This is a genomic window from Halobellus sp. EA9 (assembly GCF_051195055.1).
GTDB classification, from domain to species: domain Archaea; phylum Halobacteriota; class Halobacteria; order Halobacteriales; family Haloferacaceae; genus Haloquadratum; species Haloquadratum rubicundus.
Genome location: NZ_JBNTJW010000003.1, coordinates 173,093 through 190,789 on the forward strand (window position 1 = coordinate 173,093; position 17,697 = coordinate 190,789).

Consider the following 17,697-nt stretch of genomic DNA (forward strand, 5'->3'; position numbering starts at 1 on the left):
GGCGGTTACAGCGTGTCGTCGTCGATGTTGCCCGGGTCCGACGCGGTGTCGAAGAGGTTGTTCTCCGCGCCGTCCATGAAGTCGTCGCCGGGCTCGCTCTCGTCGACGACGTCGACGTTGTAGGCGTCGATGCCCATGCTGATCAGTTCCTCGGCGGCCTGTTCCTCGGAGACGAACTCCTCGTCGACTAGCTGCTCGAACTCCGAGAGGAGCTCGTCGGGGAGCGTGACTTCGACTATCGGCATTACCTCCGGGTTCGTCCTCTGGGTACTTGAGTGGCGGGCTTCACCCGGCGCGGCCGCCGCGGAGGGCTCGCGACTCAGAACGGCGCCTGCGGCCCGTATCCGGCCTCCTCCGACTCGCCGAGGTCGCCGAGGTCGCCGAAGTCGCCGCCCTCACCGCGCCCCGGCGCGGGTTCGCCGCCCGCCGGCTCGCTCGGCACCGAGCCGACCGCCCGATACGTCTCTTCCAGCTCCCGCAGCTCCTCGTTGATCGATTCGGCCTCGTGGTGCATCGGGTGGACGCGCACCCGCACGATGTCGTACTCGTGGCGCTCCGAGCAGCCGTTCCACGCGCGGAAGGCTCCGACGGCGAGCGTGTGGCTCTGCGGGCAGAACTCCGTCGTCGGCGTGAACTCCGCCCGCAGCGCGTCGCCGTCGTCCTCTACGGCGTAGCGGAAGCCTGCGTCGGGGTGTCGCGTGTCGAGGTTCAGCCGCGCGAGGTTGTAGCCGAAGGTCATATCGTAGACGCCGCGCTCTTCGAACACCTCGCGCGTGAGCCGGTGGAAGGCGCGGTGGGCGTCGCCGTCGAGCACCGCGGCTTCGTCCAGGAACGGCCCCGGCTCGGGGTTGTGTTCGGGCACGAACGCGTCGTAGCCGTCGAAGTGGGCCGCGTCCGCGCCGCCGTCGCTGCCGCCGAACGGAGACGGGATTCCGACCATACCGTCGCTTCGACCCCCAGAGGGGTAGCCGTGATCCCGAATACGTTCGTCCGGTCGCTACGTGTAGACGCGGACGACGTGGCCGCCGCAGCCGCACTGGTCGACGTACTCCCACTCGAGGTCGTCGTCCGCCGATTCGAGCGCGTCGTAGAGGTAGGACTCGGGATGGCCGTGGGCGCCGTGGGTCACGAGGTTCACGTGGTTGCCCGGCGCGGTGTGTTCGATCGCAGAGAGGGCCTGCTCGACGACGAGCGCGCGTTCCTCGGCGTGTTCGGGCCCTTCGAGGTTCGCCGACCAGGAGTTGTCGTGGACGCGGTCTGTCACCGGATCGGCGTCGAGGTCGTGTTCGTGTCCGTGCTCGTCGTCCGAGTCGGCCGTGTCTGTCGCCATAGTCAACGCTAGCGGACGGACGGGAGGGACGGTTTCGCCGAATATGTTCGATGAGTCGGCTACTCGGCGAGGAAGTCCAACTGCGCCGTCAGCTCCCGGCGCCGCTGGGCGCTGATCACGGTCGCATCGAGGAACGAGCCAACCACCGCGACGTCGAGTTCGAACTCGGTTTCGGCCTCGACTCTCGTGCCCCCCTCCGTCTCGGTGACGTAGTAGCGGGTGATCATCTCCTCGAAGATGCCCTCGCGCTGGCGGTAGGCCAGTTCGGCGTCGGCGTCGTCGAGCAGTTCGAGGGTCAGTTCGATCCGGACGGGGCCGACCTCGTTGGCGAGGTGGAGGTCCGTTCCCTCGTGGGTCACCTCGTCGAACCCGGCGGCGCGCATAAAGGGCCCGACGTCGGCCATCCGCGACCGGACGGTGGCGGCGTCCGTATCGAGGGTTCGATCGACGGCAACGCGGCGCATACTACTGCTTGGGGAGTTTCGCGACGAACTCCAGCGGGCCGCGGCGTTCGACCTCGTAGCCGTCGGCGTCGAAGGAGTCGACCTCCGCCTGCATCTCGTAGAAGAGGGGCTTGGGCTCGTGGTCGTTCACGAGCTCGAGGGTCTCGCCGCTTTCCAGTTCGGCGAACGCCTCGTGGATCTTCGGGTGGCGCTCGGCCGGCGGTACGTCTCTGAGATCGAGCGTCGTCGCTGCCATATCTACCACGTCCTCGCCGACGGACGAACCCCTTTGGACGAATATGTTCGCCCGACGCGCGAGCGATCTGGAACCGCGCTCCCGGATTATCCGTCGCGGGGACCATCTCCCGACTGTACGATGACCACGACAGGTACTTCCGCCGGCGGACGGAGCGACAGCGAATCAGCGGCGGATTCCGGCGACGGCGCGCCGCGGATCTCACGCCGCGGGGCGCTTCGCGGACTGGGCGCGGCGGCTCTCGCCGGCGGCGCACTCGGCGGCGCGGCGACGGGCGTCTCCGCGCAGTCGGGCGACGTCGAATCGTGGCTCTCGGACACCTCGAACTTCGACGGCGTCGTCGACCGGACCGGACAGTCCTCCGTGACCGTCGAGGTCGGCGTCGAGGCCAACGGCGGCGCGTTCGGCTTCGGTCCGGCCGCGATCCGCGTCTCCCCGGGGACGACGGTCACCTGGGAGTGGACCGGAAACGGGAGCGCCCACAACGTCGTCGACGCCGACGGCGCCTTCGAGTCCGAACTCACGGACGCCGCGGGCCACACCTTCGAACACACCTTCTCCGAGACGGGGACCTACACCTACTCCTGCACGCCCCACGAGACGCTCGGGATGAAGGGCGCCGTGATCGTCGAACGCGGCGGTGGCGGCTCCGGCGACGGGGGACAAAACATCGATCCCGGGGCGGGAGGCCTCCTCTTGGCGGGCGCGTTCGGGGTCGCGCTCGCGTCGCCGGGGCTGTTCGGCGCGTTTCTCTGGCTCACCGGCCGCGACGGCGACGGGCGGGACCCGGCGCCGGGTCGGCGCTGATCCCCCGGGCTACCGTTCGCCGCCGGCTTCCGCCTGGACTTCCGACCAGAGCTCCGAGAGCTGTTCGGCCGCAGACCGCGAGGGCTCGCTGACCTCCAGTTCGAATTCGCCGTCGGTCGCGCGGACGATCACCTCCTCGAAGTCCACCGCGTAGGTGGCCGCGTTCTCTCCCTCCTGTTTCCGGAGGAGCCCCGCGGTGACCATCCGTTCGAGCGCGCGGTAGGCCGTCCCGTTCGAGAGGTCGCAGTGCTCGGCGACCTCCGAGGCGGTCTGTGGCCGGTCCAGCGCGCGGAGGATGGAGCGACACGGCTCGCTCGTGAGCGCGTCGAACACGGGCCCGAGGTCGGGCTCCATCGCGTCCGAGAGCGGATTCGCACACATCGTATGATCGCAGCGGCGTGGTCAGTCGGCGGCGCGGTCCCCCTGTGCGACGCGGCGGTCGCCGAACGCGACGCGTCCTCGCCGTGCAGTCGGAGGTTGCGGAGGGGAGGGTATGACTCCAGTCCCGAACACGTTCGCGTCCACCATTGCGGACGACGAGACGTCGGGAGGGCGCGTCGCGTCGACAGGCCGAGAGCCCGTGCGGACTGCTGTGGGCGAGGTCGGGACTCACGACGGAATTCGTTTGTCCACCGCAGACGGATTTCGGTCCGCACACATCGAATGAATATGTTCGCGTGGTTCTGTTCGGGATAGTAACCGCGCCCGCGTTATATGGAAAACCGGTGCCATCGTCCAAGTGGGAGATGACGACCAATGTTCGACACTACTCGACGCCGGACGCTCGAATGGCTGGGGATCGGCGGCGCGGCCTCGATCGCGGGGTGTTCGACGCAGGCCCCGACCGCTGAGACCGTCGAAGAGACGCAGGCGGCGACCGCGAAGGCGACGTCGACGCCGAAACCGACCGACGTCGACCGCGTCGCCGCCGATCCGGGCGACATCCCGGATCCGATCTCGCGGTCGGAGCCGAAGCACCACGACGTCACGCTGACCGTCGAGGAGGTCACCGCCGAGATCGAGGAGGGCGTGACGTTCTCCTTTATGACCTTCGACGGGCAGATCCCGGGGCCGATGATCCGCGTGCGCCAGGGCGATACGGTCTCGCTCACGATGGAGAACCCCCCCGAGAACAGTATGGGTCACAACGTCGACCTCCACGCGGTCTACGGGACCGGCGGCGGGAACGTCGCCACCACGGCCGCGCCCGGTAAGGAGAACTCGATGGAGTTCAAGGCGATGTACCCCGGCGCCTACATCTACCACTGCGCCGTCGCGAACCTCGATTACCACATCTCCAGCGGGATGTTCGGGATGATCGTGGTCGAGCCCAAAGAGGGCCTGCCGGAGGTCGACCGGGAGTTCTACCTCGGGCAACACGAGATCTACACCGACAAGGCGGTGGGCGAGACGGGCCACCACGGCTTCAGTATGGAGAACATGGCGAACGAGCAGCCGACCTACGTGGTCTTCAACGGCGAGAAGTACCCGTTCACGCCCGACAAGTACGGCACTATGAAGGCCCAGCAGGGCGAGCGGGTCCGGGTGTTCCTCGTCGACGGCGGCCCGAACTACTCGTCGAACTTCCACCCGATCGGGAACGTCTGGTCGAAGGGCTACCGCGACGGCTCCTTGGAGCCGCCGATCGAGAAGCACCTCCAGACCGCGAAGGTCCCGCCGGGCAGCTGCTTCGTCGGCGAGATCGAGACGCCCGTCCCCGAGCGCATCAAGCTCGTCGACCACGCGCTCTCGCGCGTCGCCCGCCGCGGGCTCCTCGCGGAGATCGACGTCGAGGGCGACGAGCGCCCCGAGGTCTTCGATCCGAGCCCGGACACGCCCCCGAGTGAGGACGAGGAAGGGCCGCTCTACTAACCCACCTTTTTCCGCTTCGGGTGCGCTTCGCGCACCGCTCGGCGCAAAAACCTGGAGGGAAAAATGCCGCCGACGTCACGGTCTCCGGCCGTTCGCCGGCGGTGAACCGCTCGCTTCGCTCGCGGATGCTCGGTACAGCTACTATGGTAGCGTTTGCGACTGATTACTCGTCCGGTCGCACGACGACGTGCGATCGAGTGAGTGAAGACTTGCAAGCGCTACTACAGGTCCGCTCACGCCGGTGGCGCTGTCGCTCGCTCCGGCCCCGGTCGTCGCCCCGCTCGGCTCCCTCGCCCATCGGATCGTCACGCGGGGAGAGGTGTCGCGTCCGCGCGGGCGTTTCGCCTGTCCGGATCAGTCCGCTTCGGCGCGTCCGCTCGGCATCGCGCCGTCGTACCCGTCGGGGACGTACGCACACAGCGGGTCGCTCCCCAGCGGATCGCCGGTGTGGGCGAAGGCGCGCGAGCGACTCCCCCCGCAGATGTGGCGGAACTCGCAGGCGCCGCACTTTCCGCGGAGCGCGTCGGGATCGCGGAGCGACCGGAAGAGGTCGCTCTCGCGGTAGCGCTCGACGAGGCTGTCCGACCGGACGTTTCCGGCCGATCGGGGGAGGAACCCGGAGGGGTAGATGTCGCCGGTGTGGCTGACGAAGGCGAAGCCGTCGCCGGCGGTGATGCCGAGCCGGCGGCCGATCCCGTCGTCGCCGGGCGCGTCGCTGGCGTCGCGCTTGCGCTGGATGGCGACCCGGCGGTAGTGCGGCGCCTCGGTCGTCTTCACGCCGAACGGCGCCGACTCGCTCACCGCCGAGAGCCACGCCATCGTCTCTTCGGCGCGCTCCGGCGACACCGGGTCGAGCACGCGGCCGCGACCGACGGGGACGAGGAAGAACACCGACCACAGCACCGCGCCGAGGTCCGCGACCAGATCGCGGATGCCTTCCAGCTCGTCGACGGTCGCGGCGCAGACGGTGGTGTTGATCTGGAGCGGGACGCCGGCCTCCCGCGCGGCGCGGGCGGCCGCGACGGTCTGGGCGAAGCTCCCGGATTCCCCTCGGAAGTCGTCGTGGGCCTCGGCCGAGGCCCCGTCGATGCTCAGCGCGAGGCGCTCGATGCCCGCGTCGGCGAGGTCCGCGACGACGTCCGGCGTGAGCGAGTTCGTCCCGCTGGGCGTCAGCGTCATCCGAAGTCCGCGGTCGGTCCCGTACTCGATCAGTTCGAGGAGGTCCGAGCGCGCCAGCGGGTCGCCGCCGGAGAGGACGACGAGCTGGCCGTCGCCGAACGAGCGGGCCTCGTCGAGGAGGCGCTTGCCCTCCTCGGTGGAGAGCTCGTCCGGATGGCGCTCCGGCCGGGCGTCCGCGCGGCAGTGATCGCACGCGAGGTCGCAGGCCTGGGTCACCTCCCAGACGAGGACGAACGGCCGCCGGCTGGTGTCGATCGCGCTCGGGTCCGGGGGCGCTCGGTCCTTCTTCCGGACGCCCTCCGGCGGCGCGGAGTCGTCGGGGCGGCCGGGGTGTCCGCGCTCCGGTTCGTCGCTCGGGCCACGGCGGGGAGGTGCGGCGTCTCTCATAGGGCGTGGTTTGGCCTCGGCCCCCCAATAATTCACACCGAACATCTTCAGTTCCTGGGAACGGTGGCGCGCCGTCGGCGAATATATTCGGCGTCGGATACCTACCACGTGGGGTCGTACACGATAGTATGCACCCCGAAACACACCTCGCGGAGTTCGACGCGCCGAGCGACCGGGCGATCGACTTCCTCGACGCGCGCGACCTGCCGCCGCCGGAGCCGCTCCAGGAGACGATGACGCGGCTCGCGGACCTCGACGGCGAGACGGTGTTCGTCCAACTGAACGACCGGGTGCCGCAGTTCCTGTTCCCGAAGCTCGACGAGCAGGGCGTCGCCTACGAGACGAAAGAGACCGACGACGGGGTCCTCACCGCGATATGGGACCCCGACGGGGAGTAGCGGTCACTCGGTTTCGGCGCTCTTCGCCAGGACTAACAGCGCGGTGCTCGGCTCGTCGGCGACCGGCGAGATCTGCTGGTCGCCGTCGAACCGGGCGACGTCGCCCGCCTTCAGAGCGTGTGTCTCGCCGCCGAGCTCCAGCCGCAGCGCGCCGTCGAGGAGGTACAGAACGATCTCGCGGTCGGGGTGGTCGTGCGGCGGGACGCGCTCGCCGGCGTCGAGGCTGAGTTTGACCGTCTTCGGCTCGCGGTCGGGGAAGACGTTCGCGTGCGGGGCGGCCTCCAGGTCGGGGAGGTGTTCGATTCGGGTCATCGGTCGGATTCCTCTTCGAGGGTCGGTTCGAACTCGTCGGCCGCGAGGCCGCGGCGGACCGGCTCGTGTTCCGCGTCGGTCGGCGGCGGCGTGGTGACGAGAAGCGCCTCCAGTCGCTCGTCGTCGGCGGCGCGGATCCCGCGGCGCGTCCCGGCCTCGATCGCGACGGCGTCGCCGGGGCCGACCGTATGGGCCGTCTCGCCCTCGCGGACGGTGCCGCGCCCGGCCCGGACGTCGACGACGACGTCGCTGTCGGGCGCGTGGACCGGGATGTACTGGCCGGGCTCGAAGCGCGTGACGACGGCCTTCGCCGAGTCGCCGCGGAACGCCTCGGCCGCGTCGAAGCGCTCCTCGCGGTATCCGCCGGTGGCCTCGAAGTCGATTCGTGGCATCGGTCGGGAGAAGACGGTCTCGACCGATCGGTCTTTGCGCGAACATCTTCGCGTCGGGCCGCGCTGTGACGGACTGTGTCGCGTCGGGCCGCGCTGTGACGGGACGTGTCACGGCGGACCGCACCCGAAGGGCGGGCGGCTACTCGGCGACGTAGGAGCGGTGCTCGCCGCGCGTGCGCTGATCGACGAACTGGTACCGCGTGGCGTCGCCGAACTCGCCGGCCGAGGAGTCCTCGCCGTCCCAGTCGTACACCTCGTCGGCGCCGTAGCAGTCGTGGCTCGTGAAGAGCGTGACGAGCTCGCGGGGCAGCGACTCGCTCGCTTCGAGGTCGACGACGACGAGCCGGTCGGTGAAGCTCTTCGCCAGGAAGGCGTCGGCGACCGCCTCGTGTTGGCGCGCGCGCTCGACGAGTCGTTCCAGTTCGGCTTCCCGATCTGTCATCACCGGAACGAGGCGGGGCGGCGGCCTAACCCTGTCCGCGAACATATTCGCGCTCAGACACACGGGCTCACGGACGTTACCGACGCGTATGGGCGCGATCCCCGCCGACATCGAGACCGACACGCAGCCCCCGATGACGGTCCCCCTGTGGCACTTCGTCGTCGCGCTGGGGTTCCTGCTCGCGGGGGTCGTCCTCGGCGCGCTCGCGCCGCTGGGCGTCGCTCCCGGCCGGGCGACCCTCGCGCACGTCCACCTCCTGCTCGCCGGGTGGGTCTGCGTGACGATCATGGGCGCGATGACGCAGTTCGTCCCGGTGTGGTCGGGGACGGCGATCCACTCCGAGCGGCTCGCCGCGGCCCAGCTGTGGGGCGTCGGCGTCGGGCTCGCGGGGTTCGCGGGCTGCCTTCTGACGGGCGCGTACGCCTGGCTGCCCGCGTTCGGGGCGGTCCTCCTGGCGGGCTTCTGGGTCTTCGTCTACAACCTCGGGCGGACGCTCCTGGGCGTGCGGCCGTGGGACGTCACCGAGCGACACTTCGCGCTCGCGCTGGGCTTTCTCGTCGCCGTCACCGGCCTGGGACTGGCGCTCGCGGTCGGGTACGTCCGCCCGGTCTTCGCGGACCTACCGGTCGTCCGGGGCGACGTGCGGGCCGCGCACGCGACGCTCGCGGTCTTCGGCGTCGTGTTGACGACGGTCTTCGGCGCGCTGTACCAGCTCGCGACGATGTTCACGCAGTCGGACCTCGACCGGCTGGACGCCCCGCTGCGGACCGTCGAGGAGATCGGGTATCCGATCGGCGTGGTCGCGCTGGCCGGCGGGCGGCTCTTCGGAAGTTCGCTGGCGGGGCGACTCGGGGCGCTCTTGGTCGTCGCCGGCGTCGTCGCGATGGCGGTGATCCTGGGGCGCCGGCTCCGGCAGCGGACGGTCGAGTGGACGCCGATGCTCCGCCGCTACGGCGTGGCCGCGGCGGCGATGCTGCTGTGGGCCGTCCCGACCGCGCGGGCGTGGTTCCTCGCGCCGCTCGACCCCGCCCACACCTTCGGCGCGCCCGCGGGCGTAAATCTCCTGCTGTTCGGCGTCGTCGGCTTCGTGGTCGCGGGGACGCTGTACCACGTCGTGCCGTTCATCGTCTGGGTCCACCGGTACAGCGACCGCCTCGGCTTCGAGGCCGTGCCGATGATCGACGACCTCTACGACGCCCGCCTCGCGCGTGTCGACCTCGTGGCGCTCGTCGCGGGCGCGGCGGCGCTGACGCTCGCGGAGTCGGGCGTGTTTGCGGCCCGGACGGTCCCGTGGGCCGGGATGGGCATCGAGACCGGCACCGCGGCGGCGACGCTGTTCGGCGGCGTCGCAAGCGGCGTCGGGTTCGCGGTCTTCGCCGCGAACCTCGTCGGCGTCGTGCGCTAGCACGGGATCAGATCGCTCGCGGTCCTCCTGCTTCCCGCGCTCGATCGCTCGGACGAGCCGGCTCAGTCGCGACCGGCCGAGGAGCGCCCCGGGAACTGACGTTTTCTCACGAGTCGCGATCGGCTCCGGGCTCTGAGAGGCATCTGCGACTGGACCCCCATAGTCGGTCGACCGGGAGCGACCTCGTCCGTCAGCCGTCCTCCCACGCTTCCCGCCGCCGCTGGTACTCCGGGTCGGACTCCACTCGGTCCAGGTACTCCCGATACACCTGCGAGATCCGGTACTTCTCCTCGTCGTACCACTGCTGGGGCTCGCGTTCGGTCCCGTCGTCGTCGTACTTCCGTCCGCCCGGGTACTTCGCGTACCGGAGGCTCCGCGTCCAGCCCATCTGGAGGTACTTCCGCGCCATATCCATCCCGACGAACTCCTCGCGCGCCTTGTACTCCCGAAACCGCTCGTAGATGGCTTCGGCCCCCTCCTCGGCGTCTTCGAGCGTCTTGATCCCCCACAGCGGCAGGAGCTCGTCTTTGTACGGCTGGATCTTGAACGCCCCCTCTTCGCCGCGGCCGATCTCGTACTCCTCGGGGTGTGCGCGGAAGTCGACGTCGTACTCGGGACCGTCGCTCATCGGTGCTGGCGAGGCGTAGGCGTCCTCGCCTGTTGACTCCACCGGCCGATTTCGGGTTCCTCTACGCTTTTGTTCGCCGCGTCGAGAACGGGTGGTATGGCGGAGCGAATCAGGCTCGGGGCCGACGTCGGGGGGACCTTCACCGACGTGGTGCTGGCGACGGGCGACGAGCTCGTGACGGCGAAGGTCCCGAGCACCGAGGATCAGAGCGTCGGCGTCGTCGAGGGCGTCCGCAAGGCCTGCGACGCCGCGGGCGTCGATCCGGCCGACGTCGAGGAGTTCACCCACGCGATGACCGTCTCGGTCAACGCCCTCTTGGAGCGGGCGGGCGCGAAGACCGCCCTGGTCACGACCGAGGGCTTCCGTGACGTCCTGGAGATCGGCCGGCAGGACCGCCCCTCGCTGTACGACCTCTCGGCGACGCGGCCCGAGCCGCTGGTCCCGCGGCGGCGACGCTTCGAGGTCGGCGAGCGCGCGACGCCCGACGGCGTGACCGACCCGATCGAGGAGGGCGAAGTCCGCGAGGTCGCCGCGCGGATCCGCGAGTGCGACGCCGAGAGCGTCGCCGTCTCGCTGTTGCACGCCTACGCGGATTCCGAAAACGAGAAGCGCGTCGTCGAGGTGCTGGAGGAGGAACTCGACGTCCCCGTCTCGGCGTCCCACGAGGTGCTCGCGGAGTTCCGCGAGTACGAGCGGACCTCGACCACCGTCGTCGACGCGTACGTGACGCCGGCGATCGACCGCTACCTCGGCCGGCTCGCCGAACGCGCGGCCGACGCCGGACTCCCCGCGCCCCTCGTGATGCAGGCCAACGGCGGGATCGCGTCGGTCGAGACGGTGCGGGAGCACGCGGTCACGACGGCGATGTCGGGGCCGGCCGCCGGCGTCGTGGGCGCGAACGCCGCCGCGGGCGGCGTCCCCGACGAGCGCGGGCTGCGCGGCCTCGTCACGTTCGACATGGGCGGGACCTCCAGCGACGTGAGCCTGGTCCGCGACGGCGAGGCCGAACGCACCACCGAGGCGGCCATCAACGGCCAGCCGATCCGGACGCCGATGGTCGACGTCACCACCGTCGGCGCGGGCGGCGGGTCGATCGCGTGGGTCGACGAGGGCGGCGCGCTCCGGGTGGGGCCGCGCTCGGCCGGCGCGGTGCCGGGACCGGCCTGCTACGGCAAGGGCGGCACCGACCCGACCGTCACCGACGCCAACCTCGTGCTCGGGTACATCGGCGAGTCGACGGCGCTCGGCGGCGAACTCTCGCTCGACGCCGACGCCGCACACGACGCGCTCGCCGGGCTGGCAGAGGAGGCGGGACTCGCGGGCCCCGCCGCGGCCGCCCGCGGCGTCTACCGCATCGCCAACGCGAATATGGCGCGGGCGATCCGCTCGGCGACGGTCGAGCGCGGCCACGACCCCCGGGAGTTCGGGCTCGTCGCGTTCGGCGGCGCCGGCCCGATGCACGCCGTCGCGCTCGCGGACGACCTCGGGATCGGAACGGTCGTCGTCCCGCTCACCTGCGGGGTGCTGTCGGCGTACGGATTACTCTCGGCGGACGAACAGCACGACGCCGTCCGGACCCACCGCGCGTCGCTCTCGGAGGCCGACCCCGAAGCGATCGAAGACCGATTCGCGGATCTTGAAGCCGCGGTCCTCGCGGACGCCCGCGACCCCGAGACGGCGACCGTACGGCGCCGCGCCGACCTCCGGTACGCCGGCCAGAGCTTCGAGCTCACCGTCGACGTCGGCGACGCCTTCGACCCCGAGTCGGTCCGGGAGCGGTTCCACCGGGCGCACGAGACGACGTACGGCTACCGGATGGACGACCCCGTCGACCTCGTGAATCTCCGCGTCGCGGCGACCGCGGCGCGACCCACGCCGGCGACGCGGTACGCGGCCGACGGCGAGGGCGCTCCCACCGAGACGCGGGAAGCCCGATTCGGCGACGGCGAGCGCTACGAGACGCCGGTGTACGATCGATCGGGGCTCGCGCCCGGGACGACCCTGGGCGGGCCGGCGGTGATCGAACAGGCCGAGAGCACCGCGGTCGTGCCGCCGGCGTGGGACGGGCGCGTCCGCGACGACGGCGCGCTGGTGCTCACCGAAGCGGACGACGCGGAGGGCGACCGATGAGCGGAGAGAAAGACGGAAACGCGGTCGATCCGGTGACCCTGGAGATCCTCCGGAACAGGCTGGAGGGGATCGCCGAGGAGATGGGCGAGGTGCTCATCCGCGGGGCATACTCGCCGAACATCAAGGAGCGCCAGGACTGCTCGACGGCGCTGTTCGACGGCGAGGGCCGGATGGTCGCCCAGGCCGAGCACATCCCGGTGCATCTGGGCGCGATGCCGCGCGCGGTCGAGGCCGTGATGGCGAAGGGCCCCGAGCCGGGCGACGTCTGGGCGCTGAACGACCCCTTCGAGGGCGGGACGCACCTCCCGGACGTCACGCTCGTCTCGCCGATCGCGCCCGACGTCGCGGGGCGACCCGAGAGCGGCGGGGAGATCGTCGGCTACGCGGTCTCGCGGGCGCACCACGCCGACGTCGGCGGGGCGACGCCGGGGAGTATGCCGGCTGGCGCGCGCGAGATCTACGAGGAGGGCCTGCGCATTCCCGGCGTCAGGCTCGTCCGCGACGGCGACCTCGTCGACGACGTCTTCGCGCTCCTCCTGGCGAACGTGCGCACGCCCGACGAGCGCCGCGCGGACGTCCGCGCCCAGCTCGCCGCGCACGAGCGGGCCGAGGAGCGACTGGGCGATCTCCTGGCGCGCTCGGGCGATGTCGTCCGCGACGCCTTCGACGCCGTGATCGAGTACTCCCGCGACCGCATCGAGGCCGAACTCGACTCGATCCCCGACGGCGTCTACACCGCGCGCGACGTCCTGGAGGGCGACGGGACGGGCGCGGACCGCGACGTCGCGATCGAGGTGACCGTCACCGTCGACGGCGCGACCCTCGACGTCGACTTCGCGGGGACCGAAGCGCAGGTCCCCGGCAACGTGAACGCGCCGCTGTCGGTCGGCGAGAGCGCAGTCTACTTCGTCGTGCGCTGTCTGACCGACCCCGAGATCCCGCCGAATCAGGGGTGTTACGACCCCGTCTCCGTCTCGGCGCCCGAGGGTTCGCTCCTGAATCCGACCTCGCCCGCGGCGGTCGTCGGCGGCAACGTCGAGACCAGCCAGCGCGTCACAGACGTCGTGTTCGCGGCGCTCGCGGAGTCCGTTCCGGACCGCGCGCCGGCCCAGGGCCAGGGCACGATGAACAACCTCATCGTCGGCTCCCGCGAGGGCGGCTTCACGTACTACGAGACGATCGGCGGCGGCGCGGGCGCGACCCCGACGACCGACGGCATCGACGGCGTCCAGGTGGGGATGACGAACACCTTGAACACGCCCGTCGAGGTCCTGGAGGCCGAGTACCCGCTCTCCGTCGAGCGCTACGCCCTCCGACCGGGCACGGGCGGCGACGGCGCGCGTCGCGGCGGCCTCGGCCTCGAACGCGCGCTCACCGTCGAGCGCGACGCCACCGTCTCGCTCCTGACCGAACGGCGCCGCCGTCGGCCCTCGGGCGTCGCCGGCGGCGGACCGGGCGCGCTCGGCGAAAATCTGGTCGACGGCGAGCCCGTGCCGGCGAAGACGACCGTCGACGTCGAAGCCGGGACGACGGTCACGGTGCGGACGCCCGGCGGCGGCGGACACGGCGATCCGGCCGACCGCGACCCCGAGGCGCGCGAGGCGGATCGCCGCGACGGGAAGGCCGAGACCGAGGAGTGAGCAGCGGAACCGATCGTCGTCGGACTGGCCCGAATACTCCGCCAGTCCGTCGAAGCGAGACCGACACTCGTCCGGGGCGGCAACCGTTTTGGTCCCGCCGCGACACCCCCCGGTATGGATCTCGGACTCGACGGCAACGCCGCACTGGTGACGGCATCGAGCAGCGGCCTGGGGAAGGCCTCGGCGCGGGCGCTCGCCGCCGAAGGCGCGAACGTCCTGCTCAACGGCCGCGACGAGGACCGACTGTCGGAGGCGGTCGAAGACGTCCGCGCGGACGCCGCCGCGGACGCGACGGTCCTCGGCCACGCCGCCGACATCACCGATCCCGACGCGGTCGAGGGGTTGGTCGAGCGACCGGTCGAGGAGTTCGGCCGGCTCGACCACCTCGTGACCTCCGCGGGCGGTCCCCCGGCGAAACCCTTCCTGGAGACCTCAGACGAGGAGTGGTACGAGGCCTTCGACCTGCTGGTGATGAGCGTCGTCCGCGCCGTTCGCGCGGCCGCGCCCCACCTCGCGGCCGACGGCGGCGGGACGGTCGTGACGATCGCTTCGGTGAGCGTCAAGGAGGCCGTCGACGACCTCGTGCTCTCGAACGCCGTCCGCGCGGGCGTGATCGGCTTAGAGAAGACGCCCTCGAAGGAACTCGCCCCCGACATCCGGGCGAACGCCGTCCTCCCGGGAACTCACGAGACGCCGCGCGTCGAGACATTGATCGAGAAGGGCGTCGAGTCCGGGAAGTACGACTCCTACGAGGCGGGGTTGGACGAGTGGGGCGGCGACATCCCGGCCGGCCGCATCGGCGAGCCGTTGGACCTCGGGCGCGTGGTCGCGTTCCTCTCCTCGCCGCAGTCGTCGTACGTCTCGGGGACGGCGCTGCCGATCGACGGCGGCGAGAGCTCGTCGAATCTGTGATCCCTCACGTCGACGCCGACGAATCGGAACCCACGTAACCGAGGACCGCACACCCCGAGACGTGACCGAAGCGACGGCGACGACGGAGCCGGCGACCGAGACGACGGCCTACGCCCGGCGGATGCTCTACACCGTCTCGCTGGGCTGGGCGCTCCTCCAGACCGGGCGGTTTCTCCTCTCGCCGCTCCTGCCGACGATCATCCGCGACCTCGGGATCACGGAGGCGACCGCGGGGATCGCGCTGGCGATCTTCCAGGGCTCCTACGCGCTCGTCCAGTACCCGAGCGGCGAGTACTCCGACCGCTGGAACCGGACGACGCTGATCGTCCCCGGGCTCGTCGTCCTCGCGGTCGGCTTCGCCCTCTTCGGCCTCGCGCAGGGGATCGTGCTGTTCGTCGTCGCCTCGACGGTCGTCGGCGTCGGCAAGGGCCTGTTCGCCATCCCCTCTCGGGCGCTGCTCTCGGACCTCTTCACCGCGAACCGCGGGCGCGCCCTGGGGATCTACGCCGCCGGCACCGACATCGGCGGGCTGGTCTCCTCCGGCGTCGCCGTGCTCGCGCTGACCTACTTCACCTGGCGGACGCCGTTCTTCCCGGTCGCGATCGCGCTCGCCGTCGTCACCGTCGTCTACGCCACCGCGACGCGGGAGGGGTACCGCGTCGGGAGCGCGTCGCTGGACCTCGGCGGGACCGTCGGCCGGCTCGTCCAGAGCACCCAGCAGCGGCGGACGCTCGTGGCGTTCACGCTGTTTTACTTCATGGTCGGCGGCTTCATCAACTTCGCACCCACCTACCTCGCGCAGGCGAAGGGCTTCAGCGAGAGCCTCGCCGGGCTGAGCTTCGGGATCGTCTTCGCGGTCGGCTTCGCCGTCAAGCCGGCCGCGGGCACGCTCGGCGACCGCTTTTCCCGGCGGGGGATCGCCGTCGCCGGCCTCCTGATCGCCGCGGCCGCGCTCGGAGGACTACTCGTGGTCTCGACGAACCTCGCCATCTGGGTCGCGATCGGCGTGCTGGCGCTCGGCTACAAGACGGGCTTTCCCCTGGCGGACGCGATCATCATCGACGGCGCGCCCGACGACGGGATGGGTGCCGACCTCGGCGCGGCCAGGGCGCTGTTCCTGAGCGCGAACGCGCTCGGCCCGGCGTACGTCGGCGTCGTCGCCACCTACGCGAGCTACGACCTCGCCTTCGTCGGCTTCATCGCCTGCCTCGTCGTCGCGGCGGGGCTATTGGTCGTAAGCGACTGAGGGGGCCGGTGACTACCGCGTCGGCTCGGGCGCGAGCCAGGCCAGGCCGACGCCGACGACGGCGAGCGCGCCCGCGAGCAGGAACGCGAGGTCGAAACCGAACCGGGAGACGACGGCGCCGCCCGCGATCGGCGAGAGGAACGCGCCGGCGAGGCCGACGCTCGTCTGGAACGCCACCGCGGTCGCGGCGACGCGCTCTGTGACCACCTCGCGGACGTACGTGAACGACAGCCCGAGCGTGAGCTGGATGGCGAACCCCGAGAGCAGCAAGGCGCCGACGAGGAGCGGCACCGACCCGAGGCGGGTGAAGACTAACACGAGCGGCGCCGCGAGCCCGAACGAGCCGAGGAGCACCGGCTGTCGCCGCCCGCCGAAGACCACGTCCGAGAGGAGCCCGCTGCTCACCCGCGAGAGCACGCCGACCGCGGGGAACAGCGACACCAGCAGTCCGCTGAGCGCCAGCGAGAGGCCGATCTCCTGATTCAGGTACGACGAGCCCCAGCTGTTCATGAACAGGTACAGCGCGTAGCTGAGAAAGCCGAGGACGCCGAGGTGCCAGACCGTCGGATTCCGCAGGACGGTCCCGAACTCCCGCAGCGACGGCGCGTCGCCGCGGGCGGCTCCGAGCCCGCGGCTCGACGGCCAGAAGAGCACGAGCCCCAGGAGCGCGACGCCGGTGAAGGCCGGGAAGATCGCCGGCCAGCCGAACCGCGCCGCGATCACGGGCCCGGTCGCCTGCCCGACCGCGAAGCCGACGGGGCCGCTCGCGGTGAAGATCCCCACGGCCGTCGCGCGGATGTCCGGGCTCACGGCCCGGCTGACGATGTCGATGCCGGCGTTCCAGACGACGACGTACGCCAGCCCGCCGACCGCCCGGGAGGCGATCACCGACCGGTAGGAGCCGCCGCGCGCCGCGACCCACCCCCAGACGCCCGCGACGAACAGCGCCAGCACCGCCAGCGCCATCACGCGCCGCGAGTCCGTCCGGTCGAGCACGACCCCCGCCGGGAGGCTCCCCACGACGGCGGTCCCGAACATCACGCCCACCAGTAGCCCCGCGACGGTCGGGCCGATCCCGAGCGAGTCCCGGATGAGCGGCGTCACGCTCGCCGGCACGATCTCGTAGGCCGCCAGGCTCACCGAGATGAGCCCCGCGCCGGCCAGGAGTCCGTAGGTGCGCAGTTCCCACCCCGACTGCCGCGTCGCTGGCGGGTCCGCCGCGTCGCGCGCTTCGGGTGGCGTGGTCATCGTCCCGACGTGCCGCCCGCCGGATATAGAAGGCAGCGATGTGATCGCAGTCCCGGAGATCCCGGACCGTGTGACGCCCTTTCGATCGTAGGCTTTTGTACTCGCGCGCCCTACTGGCTGGCGATGGAACTCGTCTCCGTCGCCGCAGTCGCCGAGAACCGCGTGATCGGACAGGACGGCGAACTCCCCTGGGAGAGCATCCCCGCCGACAAGCGCCAGTACCGCGCCCGCGTCGCTGGCGCGCCGGTGATCCTCGGCCGCCGGACCTTCGAGTCGATGCTGGAGGATCTCCCCGGCAGCCACCAGATCGTCCTAAGCCGCAGCCAGCGCGACTTCGCGGTCCCGACCGCGTTCCACGCGGGCGACGTCGACGACGCGGTCGCGATCGCCGAGGGCCTCGGCGCCGAGCGCGCGTACGTCCTCGGCGGCGCCGGCATCTACGACCTCTTCCAGCCGCGCGTCGACCGGATGGTCCTCAGCCGCGTCCCCGGCGAGTACGACGGCGACGCGTGGTATCCCGAGTGGGACGCAGACGAGTGGGAACTGGTGTCGCGGTCGGACGAACCGGGGTTCACGCTCGAAGAGTGGGTGCGGCGAGCGGCGTCGTAAGCACCGGAAGTACACGGCTGACGTCGGTGACAGCTCTGACGAAGTGGCGGTTATGACAGTG

Annotated in this window: 20 protein-coding genes and 1 pseudogene; 9 read left to right on the forward strand and 12 right to left on the reverse strand. The window is 71.1% G+C overall.

What is annotated here, in order from left to right; translation table 11 throughout:
• Window positions 1-5 precede the first annotated feature (5 nt).
• The 5 genes from ACQUQ0_RS05590 to ACQUQ0_RS05610 form a co-directional block, all read right to left on the reverse strand.
• Window positions 6-245, reverse strand: a complete 240-nt coding sequence (locus ACQUQ0_RS05590) for a DUF7120 family protein (protein WP_372390210.1) — start codon at window positions 243-245, stop codon at window positions 6-8.
• Between the two features lie 74 nt (window positions 246-319).
• A complete protein-coding gene (locus tag ACQUQ0_RS05595; RefSeq protein WP_435183708.1) occupies window positions 320-940 on the reverse strand; it encodes a hypothetical protein in 621 nt (206 codons plus the stop codon).
• Between the two features lie 57 nt (window positions 941-997).
• Entirely contained in the window at window positions 998-1,330 is a 333-nt protein-coding gene (locus ACQUQ0_RS05600; RefSeq protein ID WP_435183709.1) for a CGCGG family putative rSAM-modified RiPP protein, read from the reverse strand.
• Window positions 1,331-1,389: 59 nt separating this feature from the next.
• The gene (locus tag ACQUQ0_RS05605; RefSeq protein ID WP_435183710.1) at window positions 1,390-1,794 is read right to left on the reverse strand and encodes an SRPBCC family protein; all 405 of its coding nucleotides are present in this window, start codon (window positions 1,792-1,794) and stop codon (window positions 1,390-1,392) included.
• A gap of 1 nt (window position 1,795) precedes the next feature.
• Window positions 1,796-2,029, reverse strand: a complete 234-nt coding sequence (locus tag ACQUQ0_RS05610) for a DUF2249 domain-containing protein (RefSeq protein WP_435183711.1) — start codon at window positions 2,027-2,029, stop codon at window positions 1,796-1,798.
• A gap of 120 nt (window positions 2,030-2,149) precedes the next feature.
• On the opposite strand from ACQUQ0_RS05610, the pseudogene ACQUQ0_RS05615 reads away from it, so the two are divergent.
• Window positions 2,150-2,662 (forward strand): annotated as a pseudogene (locus tag ACQUQ0_RS05615) (halocyanin domain-containing protein); the annotation flags it as partial.
• 183 nt (window positions 2,663-2,845) lie between these two features.
• Here the strand turns inward: ACQUQ0_RS05615 and ACQUQ0_RS05620 are convergent.
• The gene (locus tag ACQUQ0_RS05620) at window positions 2,846-3,217 is read right to left on the reverse strand and encodes a DUF7342 family protein (RefSeq protein ID WP_435183712.1); all 372 of its coding nucleotides are present in this window, start codon (window positions 3,215-3,217) and stop codon (window positions 2,846-2,848) included.
• Window positions 3,218-3,592: 375 nt separating this feature from the next.
• Here ACQUQ0_RS05620 and nirK point away from each other — a divergent pair, with 375 nt between their 5' ends.
• Window positions 3,593-4,708, forward strand: a complete 1,116-nt coding sequence (gene nirK / locus ACQUQ0_RS05625) for a copper-containing nitrite reductase (RefSeq protein ID WP_435183713.1) — start codon at window positions 3,593-3,595, stop codon at window positions 4,706-4,708.
• A gap of 354 nt (window positions 4,709-5,062) precedes the next feature.
• Here nirK and ACQUQ0_RS05630 read toward each other — a convergent pair whose 3' ends face one another.
• Entirely contained in the window at window positions 5,063-6,274 is a 1,212-nt protein-coding gene (locus ACQUQ0_RS05630; RefSeq protein WP_435183714.1) for a TIGR04053 family radical SAM/SPASM domain-containing protein, read from the reverse strand.
• Window positions 6,275-6,402: 128 nt separating this feature from the next.
• On the opposite strand from ACQUQ0_RS05630, the gene ACQUQ0_RS05635 reads away from it, so the two are divergent.
• Window positions 6,403-6,672, forward strand: coding sequence for a DUF2249 domain-containing protein (locus ACQUQ0_RS05635; RefSeq protein WP_435183715.1), 270 nt, complete (start codon window positions 6,403-6,405; stop codon window positions 6,670-6,672).
• Window positions 6,673-6,675: 3 nt separating this feature from the next.
• On the opposite strand, the gene ACQUQ0_RS05640 is transcribed toward ACQUQ0_RS05635, so the two are convergent.
• The 3 genes from ACQUQ0_RS05640 to ACQUQ0_RS05650 all read right to left on the reverse strand — a co-directional run bounded on the left by ACQUQ0_RS05640 (window position 6,676) and on the right by ACQUQ0_RS05650 (window position 7,818).
• Entirely contained in the window at window positions 6,676-6,984 is a 309-nt protein-coding gene (locus tag ACQUQ0_RS05640) for a cupin domain-containing protein (RefSeq protein WP_435183716.1), read from the reverse strand.
• Window positions 6,981-7,376: a cupin domain-containing protein gene (locus ACQUQ0_RS05645; RefSeq protein WP_435183717.1), complete on the reverse strand. Its 396-nt coding sequence runs from the start codon at window positions 7,374-7,376 to the stop codon at window positions 6,981-6,983. The genes ACQUQ0_RS05640 and ACQUQ0_RS05645 overlap by 4 nt, the downstream gene beginning before the upstream one ends.
• A gap of 139 nt (window positions 7,377-7,515) precedes the next feature.
• Window positions 7,516-7,818: a hypothetical protein gene (locus tag ACQUQ0_RS05650; protein WP_435183718.1), complete on the reverse strand. Its 303-nt coding sequence runs from the start codon at window positions 7,816-7,818 to the stop codon at window positions 7,516-7,518.
• Window positions 7,819-7,906: 88 nt separating this feature from the next.
• Between ACQUQ0_RS05650 and ACQUQ0_RS05655 the strand changes: the two genes are divergently transcribed.
• Complete coding sequence (locus ACQUQ0_RS05655) at window positions 7,907-9,223, forward strand: hypothetical protein (protein ID WP_435183720.1); 1,317 nt, start codon at window positions 7,907-7,909, stop codon at window positions 9,221-9,223.
• A gap of 190 nt (window positions 9,224-9,413) precedes the next feature.
• Here the strand turns inward: ACQUQ0_RS05655 and ACQUQ0_RS05660 are convergent, their stop codons facing one another.
• Window positions 9,414-9,851: a DUF4385 domain-containing protein gene (locus ACQUQ0_RS05660; protein WP_435183833.1), complete on the reverse strand. Its 438-nt coding sequence runs from the start codon at window positions 9,849-9,851 to the stop codon at window positions 9,414-9,416.
• 96 nt (window positions 9,852-9,947) lie between these two features.
• On the opposite strand from ACQUQ0_RS05660, the gene ACQUQ0_RS05665 reads away from it, so the two are divergent.
• From ACQUQ0_RS05665 to ACQUQ0_RS05680, 4 genes are all read left to right on the forward strand, one after another.
• The gene (locus ACQUQ0_RS05665) at window positions 9,948-11,981 is read left to right on the forward strand and encodes a hydantoinase/oxoprolinase family protein (RefSeq protein ID WP_435183722.1); all 2,034 of its coding nucleotides are present in this window, start codon (window positions 9,948-9,950) and stop codon (window positions 11,979-11,981) included.
• A complete protein-coding gene (locus ACQUQ0_RS05670; RefSeq protein WP_435183723.1) occupies window positions 11,978-13,621 on the forward strand; it encodes a hydantoinase B/oxoprolinase family protein in 1,644 nt (547 codons plus the stop codon). Before ACQUQ0_RS05665 ends, ACQUQ0_RS05670 begins: the two co-directional genes overlap by 4 nt.
• Before the next feature lie 114 nt (window positions 13,622-13,735).
• Window positions 13,736-14,533: an SDR family oxidoreductase gene (locus tag ACQUQ0_RS05675; protein ID WP_435183724.1), complete on the forward strand. Its 798-nt coding sequence runs from the start codon at window positions 13,736-13,738 to the stop codon at window positions 14,531-14,533.
• 121 nt (window positions 14,534-14,654) lie between these two features.
• Entirely contained in the window at window positions 14,655-15,779 is a 1,125-nt protein-coding gene (locus ACQUQ0_RS05680) for an MFS transporter (protein ID WP_435183834.1), read from the forward strand.
• A gap of 12 nt (window positions 15,780-15,791) precedes the next feature.
• Here ACQUQ0_RS05680 and ACQUQ0_RS05685 read toward each other — a convergent pair whose 3' ends face one another.
• Window positions 15,792-17,027: an MFS transporter gene (locus ACQUQ0_RS05685; RefSeq protein WP_435183725.1), complete on the reverse strand. Its 1,236-nt coding sequence runs from the start codon at window positions 17,025-17,027 to the stop codon at window positions 15,792-15,794.
• Between the two features lie 123 nt (window positions 17,028-17,150).
• Here ACQUQ0_RS05685 and ACQUQ0_RS05690 point away from each other — a divergent pair, with 123 nt between their 5' ends.
• Window positions 17,151-17,636 (forward strand): dihydrofolate reductase, encoded by a 486-nt coding sequence (locus ACQUQ0_RS05690; RefSeq protein WP_435183727.1) that lies wholly within the window; start codon window positions 17,151-17,153, stop codon window positions 17,634-17,636.
• The last annotated feature ends 61 nt before the right edge of the window (window positions 17,637-17,697 follow it).